Source organism: Streptomyces sp., from assembly GCF_035645055.1.
In the GTDB taxonomy this organism is placed as follows: Bacteria; Actinomycetota; Actinomycetes; order Streptomycetales; family Streptomycetaceae; genus Streptomyces.
The window spans coordinates 117,031-124,140 of the sequence record NZ_DASQNH010000003.1; the positions used below are offsets into that span (position 1 = coordinate 117,031).

General features: G+C 69.2%; 9 protein-coding genes. 5 read left to right on the forward strand and 4 right to left on the reverse strand.

Features of this window, described 5'->3' with window-relative positions:
• Nucleotides 1-106 precede the first annotated feature (106 nt).
• Complete coding sequence (chpE, locus tag VE614_RS01875) at nt 107-352, forward strand: chaplin ChpE (RefSeq protein ID WP_324930812.1); 246 nt, start codon at nt 107-109, stop codon at nt 350-352.
• A 104-nt stretch (nt 353-456) separates the two neighbouring features.
• On the opposite strand, the gene VE614_RS01880 is transcribed toward chpE, so the two are convergent.
• The gene (locus VE614_RS01880) at nt 457-1,245 is read right to left on the reverse strand and encodes a hypothetical protein (protein WP_324930816.1); all 789 of its coding nucleotides are present in this window, start codon (nt 1,243-1,245) and stop codon (nt 457-459) included.
• Between the two features lie 151 nt (nt 1,246-1,396).
• On the opposite strand from VE614_RS01880, the gene VE614_RS01885 reads away from it, so the two are divergent.
• The 3 genes from VE614_RS01885 to VE614_RS01895 all read left to right on the forward strand — a co-directional run bounded on the left by VE614_RS01885 (nt 1,397) and on the right by VE614_RS01895 (nt 3,818).
• The gene (locus VE614_RS01885; protein WP_324930819.1) at nt 1,397-2,194 is read left to right on the forward strand and encodes an ABC transporter ATP-binding protein; all 798 of its coding nucleotides are present in this window, start codon (nt 1,397-1,399) and stop codon (nt 2,192-2,194) included.
• 107 nt (nt 2,195-2,301) lie between these two features.
• On the forward strand, nt 2,302-2,733 hold the full coding sequence (locus tag VE614_RS01890; protein ID WP_324930822.1) for an NfeD family protein: 432 nt from the start codon (nt 2,302-2,304) through the stop codon (nt 2,731-2,733).
• 131 nt (nt 2,734-2,864) lie between these two features.
• Entirely contained in the window at nt 2,865-3,818 is a 954-nt protein-coding gene (locus VE614_RS01895) for an SPFH domain-containing protein (RefSeq protein WP_324930824.1), read from the forward strand.
• Between the two features lie 109 nt (nt 3,819-3,927).
• Here VE614_RS01895 and VE614_RS01900 read toward each other — a convergent pair whose 3' ends face one another.
• The 3 genes from VE614_RS01900 to VE614_RS01910 all read right to left on the reverse strand — a co-directional run bounded on the left by VE614_RS01900 (nt 3,928) and on the right by VE614_RS01910 (nt 5,943).
• Complete coding sequence (locus tag VE614_RS01900; RefSeq protein WP_324930827.1) at nt 3,928-4,434, reverse strand: HNH endonuclease; 507 nt, start codon at nt 4,432-4,434, stop codon at nt 3,928-3,930.
• A gap of 144 nt (nt 4,435-4,578) precedes the next feature.
• Nucleotides 4,579-5,118: a YbhB/YbcL family Raf kinase inhibitor-like protein gene (locus tag VE614_RS01905; protein ID WP_324930830.1), complete on the reverse strand. Its 540-nt coding sequence runs from the start codon at nt 5,116-5,118 to the stop codon at nt 4,579-4,581.
• Nucleotides 5,119-5,160: 42 nt separating this feature from the next.
• Nucleotides 5,161-5,943: a sporulation protein gene (locus tag VE614_RS01910; RefSeq protein WP_324930834.1), complete on the reverse strand. Its 783-nt coding sequence runs from the start codon at nt 5,941-5,943 to the stop codon at nt 5,161-5,163.
• A gap of 94 nt (nt 5,944-6,037) precedes the next feature.
• Here VE614_RS01910 and VE614_RS01915 point away from each other — a divergent pair, with 94 nt between their 5' ends.
• Nucleotides 6,038-6,679: a DNA-3-methyladenine glycosylase gene (locus VE614_RS01915; protein ID WP_324930838.1), complete on the forward strand. Its 642-nt coding sequence runs from the start codon at nt 6,038-6,040 to the stop codon at nt 6,677-6,679.
• The last annotated feature ends 431 nt before the right edge of the window (nt 6,680-7,110 follow it).

Below are 7,110 nucleotides of genomic sequence, written 5' to 3' on the forward strand. Positions count from 1 at the left end.
ACCGTCGTGGGAATGTCCCCCAAATGGCGCATCCTCCGCGGATCTTCGCCGTTCTCCAGTGCGTGCTGCGGCGACTGCCGCAGTGATCGCTAGAGAGGGCTGAGAAGTGAAGAACCTGAAGAAGGCAGCGGCCGTGACGATGGTGGCCGGTGGTCTGGTGGCCGCCGGTGCGGGCATGGCCTCCGCCACCGACGGCTCGCTGGCGACCGGCAAGGCCGAGCACTCGCCGGGCGTCATCTCGGGCAACCTCGTCCAGGCCCCGGTGCACGTCCCGGTGAACGCGGTCGGCAACAGCGTGAACGTCATCGGTGTGCTGAACCCGGCCTTCGGCAACCTGGGCCTCAACCGCTGAGTTCGGCCCCGGCTGATGATCTTGTCGGGCCGCACGGGTCGAAGGCGACGCGTGCGGCCCTTCCGTCTGAGGTCCCCGGCACCCCACTCACCGGCACCGCGCGCTCACCGCACCCCGCGCTCCCGCTCCTCCACCATCGAGTTGTACGCCGCGACCTGCGCCCGCCTGGCCGTCCGCTCCACCGGCCTCAGCGCCTGCGTCCGAGCCGCCATCTCCGCGGCGCTCACCGCGCCCCCGTGCCCCTTCTCGTACGCCATCGCGATCAGCGTCCCGACCCGCTGCGCCAGCTCCAGCACCCGCACCGCCCGCGGCGGATACCCCGGCGCCAGCACCTCCCGCCCCCGCTCGGCGCGCGCCCGGTAGGCGTCGATCGCCGCCTGAGCGACCGGTCCCGACGCGGCCACGTCCAGCCGGGTCAGCACCTCCGTCGCCTCCCGCAGCGCCTCCGCCAGCTCCCGCTCCGCCTCACCCAGCGAGGGCACATCGGCCGGCGGCGCCTCCCGCACCGCCAGACAGTGCCAGACGACCTCCACATGCACATCGCCCTCGGGCCCGGCCTCGTACACCTCCGGCACCAGCCCCAGCGCGGCGCCGTAACAGAGCACCGCCTCCTCGGCGTCCAACGCCCGCGCGTTGAACTCCGGCGGCCCGCTCAGCCCCAGCGGATGCCCCGGCGCGGGCAGCGCGACCCGCAGGCCCGTGGCACCCAGCGCCCGCAGCCGCCCCAGCGTCAGCGTGAGTCCCACCGGCGCCGACTCGCCCGGCAGCCCCGACACCCGGTGCACCGCATCGTCCCCGACGATGGCGAGCGCGGCGTCGTCCGGTGAGACAAGTCCGGCAAGAAGGGCATTTCCCCAAGCGGTGAGGCGTCCAGCGCGCGGTTCCGTGAGCATGCCCCCACCCTAAGGACCGGACCGAGGGAATGTCCGGGTCGACCGGTGGCGTAGATTTCATGAGGGGCTGCGCCCACCGGCGCGACCGACCGAGCCACAGGCGTACGCGACAGCCGAGACCGGCCACACTGCAAGGGGAGACAACGCGCTCATGAGCGATGTTCTGGAGCTTCAGGACGTATCCGTGGTCCGCGAGGGCCGGGCTCTGGTGGACCAGGTCTCCTGGTCGGTCAAGGAGGGCGAGCGCTGGGTCATCCTCGGCCCCAACGGCGCCGGCAAGACCACCCTCCTCAACGTCGCCTCGAGCTACCTCTACCCCAGCACGGGCACCGCCACCATCCTCGGCGAGACCCTCGGCAAGCCCGGCACCGACGTCTTCGAGCTGCGCCCCCGCATCGGCATGGCCGGCATCGCCATGGCCGACAAGCTCCCCAAGAGCCAGACCGTCCTGCAGACCGTGCTCACCGCCGCCTACGGCATGACCGCCGCCTGGCAGGAGGAGTACGAGGACATCGACGAGCAGCGCGCCCGCGCCTTCCTCGACCGCCTCGGCATGTCCGAGTACCTGGACCGCAAGTTCGGCACCCTCTCCGAGGGCGAGCGCAAGCGCACCCTCATCGCCCGCGCCCTGATGACCGACCCCGAACTCCTGCTCCTCGACGAGCCCGCCGCCGGCCTCGACCTCGGCGGCCGCGAGGACCTGGTCCGCCGCCTCGGCCGGCTTGCCCGCGACCCGATCGCCCCCTCGATGCTCATGGTCACCCACCACGTCGAGGAGATCGCCCCCGGCTTCACCCACGTCCTCATGATCCGCCAGGGCAAAGTGCTCGCCGCGGGCCCCCTGGAACTCGAACTCACCTCCCGCAACCTCTCCCTCTGCTTCGGCCTTCCGCTCGTCGTCGAGCAGGTAGGCGACCGCTGGACCGCCCAGGGCCTGCCGCTCGCCTGACCACCGGACCACGGACCGGGCCGAGCCGCCAACGCGCTCGCCCACGGGGCGCGTTCCGGGGGATCGCGCCCTGTCGGCGGCGGGACCCACGGACCTACCATGGCCGTGTGAACGACATCGACGCATGGGTGTGGTGGCTCGTCGGCGCGGCGGCGCTCGGAATCGGGCTCGTGGTGACGGCCATGCCAGAACTGGGGATGCTCGCGGCGGCCGGTGTGGCCGCCGCCATCGCCGCCGCCCTCGGCGGCGACCTCGTGGTCCAGGTACTCGTCTTCGTCGCGGTCTCGGTCGCCCTCGTGGCCGTCGTACGCCCCATCGCGAGCCGGCACCGCTCCCAGAGGCCCCAACACGTCAGCGGTATCGAGGCGTTGAAAGGCAGGCAAGCCGTCGTCCTGGAACGCGTCGACGCCTCCGGCGGACGCATCAAACTCGCGGGCGAGGTCTGGTCGGCCCGGGCCCTCGACACCGACCGCACCTACGAAGTCGGCCAGGAGGTCGACGTGGTGGACATCGAGGGGGCCACAGCGATCGTCATGTGACCTCGTATGACGCAACTCGACCGAACACTCCCCGAGTTGGGTGACGGTCTGCGAGACTCGACCAGCAAGATCTTCTCAACCATAAGATCTTCCAAAAGCGCCGAGGCGGAGAAGGGTACGGGGAAGCGACGATGGAACCGGTCATCATCGTCTTGATCATTCTGGTGGTGTTGGTCTTCATCGCCCTGATCAAGACGATCCAAGTCATCCCACAGGCCAGCGCCGCGATCGTCGAGCGCTTCGGCCGCTACACACGGACCCTCAACGCGGGCCTCAACATCGTCGTCCCGTTCATCGACACCATCCGCAACCGCATCGACCTGCGCGAACAGGTCGTGCCGTTCCCGCCGCAGCCGGTGATCACCCAGGACAACCTGGTCGTCAACATCGACACCGTCATCTACTACCAGGTGACCGACGCCCGCGCCGCCACCTACGAGGTCGCCAGCTACATCCAGGCGATCGAGCAGCTCACCGTCACCACGCTGCGCAACATCATCGGCGGCATGGACCTGGAGCGCACCCTCACCTCCCGTGAGGAGATCAACGCGGCCCTGCGCGGCGTCCTCGACGAGGCCACCGGCAAGTGGGGCATCCGCGTCAACCGCGTCGAACTCAAGGCCATCGAGCCGCCCACCTCCATCCAGGACTCGATGGAGAAGCAGATGCGCGCCGACCGCGACAAGCGCGCCGCGATCCTCCAGGCCGAAGGTGTCCGCCAGTCCGAGATCCTGCGCGCCGAGGGTGAGAAGCAGTCCCAGATCCTGCGCGCCGAGGGTGAGGCCAAGGCCGCCGCACTGCGCGCCGAGGGCGAGGCCCAGGCCGTCCGCACGGTCTTCGAGGCCATCCACGCAGGCGACCCCGACCAGAAGCTGCTGTCCTACCAGTACCTCCAGATGCTCCCGAAGATCGCCGAAGGCGACGCCAACAAGCTCTGGATCGTCCCCAGCGAGATCGGCGACGCCCTCAAGGGCCTCTCCGGGGCCATGGGCAACTTCGGCGGCATCGGCGGCGGCTCAGGCAACGGCGGAGGCAACAGCGGCACCCAGCCCACGGAACGACGAGAGAAGCCGACGCTCGACTGACGGCCACGCGAAACGAACAGTTCCCCGCACCCACCCCTCAGGGGCGCGGGGAACTGCGCGACAAGCCACTCACAACCCGCAGGCCGCCGACGGCACACACCCCTGCGGTCTACGCGGCATCCAACGCGAGCCACTCCGGCAGCGCCTCGAAGTCATCCCGTCCCAGAGCCAAGAGCATCGCATCCGCGGGAGTCGGCTCGAACGGCTTGGAAAGCAACGGCATCCCCGCCTCTTCCGGAGTCCGGTCCGCCTTCCGGTGATTGTCCTCCGCGCACGAGGCGACCGTGTTCAGCCAGGTGTCCCCACCACCCTGCGACCGCGGCACCACGTGGTCCACCGTCGTCGCCCGCCGGCCGCAGTACGCGCACCGGTGCCGGTCCCGCGCCAGCACGCCCCGCCTGGACCACGGGGCTTGTCTTCGGAACGGCACCCGTACGTATCTGCACAACCGGATCACCCGCGGCGCCGGTATGTCGACCTCCGCGCCCCGCAGCCGCAGTTCGGGGTGGGCCTGCTCGACGACGGCCTTGTCCTGGAGCACCAGCACGACGGCTCGGTTCAGCGTCACCGTCGACAACGGCTCGAAGCTCGCGTTCAGCACCAGCGTGTCCCGCATACCAGCCCACCTCCCGTGTGCACCGGCCCACCCCCTCGGCGGACTGGATCAACTCTGGCCGGGCCCGCCGAGATGGACAACGCAATAAAAATGCCCGCCCCTGATCACTTCCATGACCAGGGGCGGGCAAACGCCAGGTGAACCTCAGGCTTCGGCGGGCACCTCGTACTCACCGATCAGCTGGGCCCGCGCCAGCGTGTGGAACCGCAGGTTGAAGCCCACCACGGCAGGACTGGCGTCCGCGTCCGGCCCGAGCCTCTCCTGGTCCACCGCGTACACCGTGAACACATACCGGTGCGGCCCGTCCCCGGGCGGCGGCGCGGCACCGCCGAAGTCCTTCGTGCCGTAGTCGTTCCGCGCGTGCACGGCGCCCTCGGGCAGACCCTCGAACTTGCCGCTGCCCGCACCGGCCGGCAGCTCGGTGACCGAGGCCGGGATGTCGAACAGGACCCAGTGCCAGAACCCGCTGCCCGTCGGGGCGTCCGGGTCGTAGCAGGTCACGGCGAAGCTCTTGGTCCCGGCAGGGAAACCCTCCCACCGCAGCTGCGGCGAGGTGTTGCCGGCCGCGTGGATTTGAGCGTCCTTCAGCGTGGCGCCCTCACGGACGTCCTCGCTGGTCACCGTGAAGGACGGCACGGGCGGATGGAAGTCGTGGGGGAGAGGCCGCCGCTTGAGCTCGGTCACCTCGGTACCTCCTGATCGTTTCGTTCCGTGGGGGTACCGAGACTAGAACCAGTTGCGCTTGGAACCGACCTCGGACAGCCACTGGTTGAGGTACGCCGCCCAGTCGGTCGCCTGATGGTCGTTCAGTCCCACCTGGAAGGACCGGAACGTGTCGCTGCTCTCGCTGAACAGCCCCGGCTTCTTGTCCATCTCCAGGACGACGTCCATCGCGTTCTGGTCGGCCACGAAGCTCAGCTCGACCTGGTTCAGCCCGCGGTACTGCTGCGGCGGCAGGAACTCGATCTCCTGGTAGAACGGCAGCTTCTGCCGGGTGCCCCGGATGTGACCGCGCTCCATGTCCGCGTTCTTGAAGCGGAAGCCCAGCTGGAGGAAGGCGTCCAGGATCGCCTTCTGCGCCGGCAGCGGGTGCACGTTGATCGGGTCCAGGTCACCGGAGTCCACCGCGCGGGCGATCTCCAGCTCGGTCGTCACACCGATGTCCATACCGCGCAGCGCCTGACCGTCGATCATCGTGATCGGCGTCTCCCACGGAATGTCCAGCGTGAACGGCACCGCGTGCACCGCGTTCGCCTGCAACTCGAAGGCACCGCCGAGCCGCACCTTGGTGAACTCGATGTCCTGCTTGTACTCGGTGTCCTGGCCCTCGACCTCGACCCGGGCCTGCAAGCCCACCGACAGCGCCTCGATCTGCTGGTTGACGGACCCGCCCTGGATCCGCACCTCGCCCTGGACGACCCCGCCCGGCACGACGTTGACCTCGGTCAGCACCGTCTCGACGGACGCCCCACCGGCACCCAGGCTCGCGAGCAGCTTCTTGAACGGCATGACTCTCCCTCTAGCGAGTGGACCCTTGATCCCTAAAAACGCGATCCGGCGGCCCCCGGTTCCGCGCCCTTCCGCTGCACTACCCTCGGACGGCATGATCGCGACCCCCGACCGTACGCCCCTGCCCCGAGAGTTCTTCGACCGCCCCGTCCTCGAGGTCGCCCCCGACCTCCTGGGCCGCATCCTCGTACGCGCCACCCCGGACGGTCCGATCGCCCTGCGCCTGACCGAGGTCGAGGCCTACGACGGCCAGAACGACCCGGGTTCCCACGCCTACCGGGGTCGCACCCCCCGCAACGCCGTGATGTTCGGCCCGCCCGGCCATGTGTACGTCTACTTCACCTACGGCATGTGGCACTGCATGAACCTGGTATGCGGGCCGGAGGGCCGAGCCGGCGCCGTCCTGCTCCGCGCGGGCGAGATCATCGAGGGCGCCGAGCTGGCTCGCACCCGTCGACTCTCGGCCCGCAACGACAAGGAACTGGCCAAAGGCCCGGCCCGCCTGGCCACGGCCCTCGACGTGGACCGCGCCCAGGACGGCGTGGACGCCTGCGCTCCCGGCGACACCCCGCTCCGCATGCTGACCGGTACCCCTGTCCCTTCCGGCCAGGTACGCAACGGTCCGCGCACGGGAGTCTCCGGAGAGGGGGCCGTCCACCCCTGGCGCTTCTGGGTCGCCGACGACCCGACGGTGAGCCCCTACCGGGCCCACGTCCCCCGCCGGCGACGCACTTGACTCTGCTCGCCGAGGTCCGTAATGTGGCCCAAGCCGCTGAACCGGGTACTGCCATCGACAGCAGCCGGAGCGGACAACCCACTACTTGCGACATCCCCTCGGCGGGGATGAATTCAGATGTGCCCGCACGTCCGAATTCAGAACCGCGGGAGCTCGATTATGAGCTGGTGAGGGAATGGGCTAACGTAGTGAATGTCGAAAGGCCGCCGGGCGAAAGCCCAAAGCCCAAGACGCTCCCGCCGACAGGGAATCGGATCGAGAAGAAGATCTGATAGAGTCGGAAACGCAAGACCGAAGGGAAGCGCCCGGAGGAAAGCCCGAGAGGGTGAGTACAAAGGAAGCGTCCGTTCCTTGAGAACTCAACAGCGTGCCAAAAGTCAACGCCAGATATGTTGATACCCCGTCCATCGGATCTCCGATGGTCGAGGTTC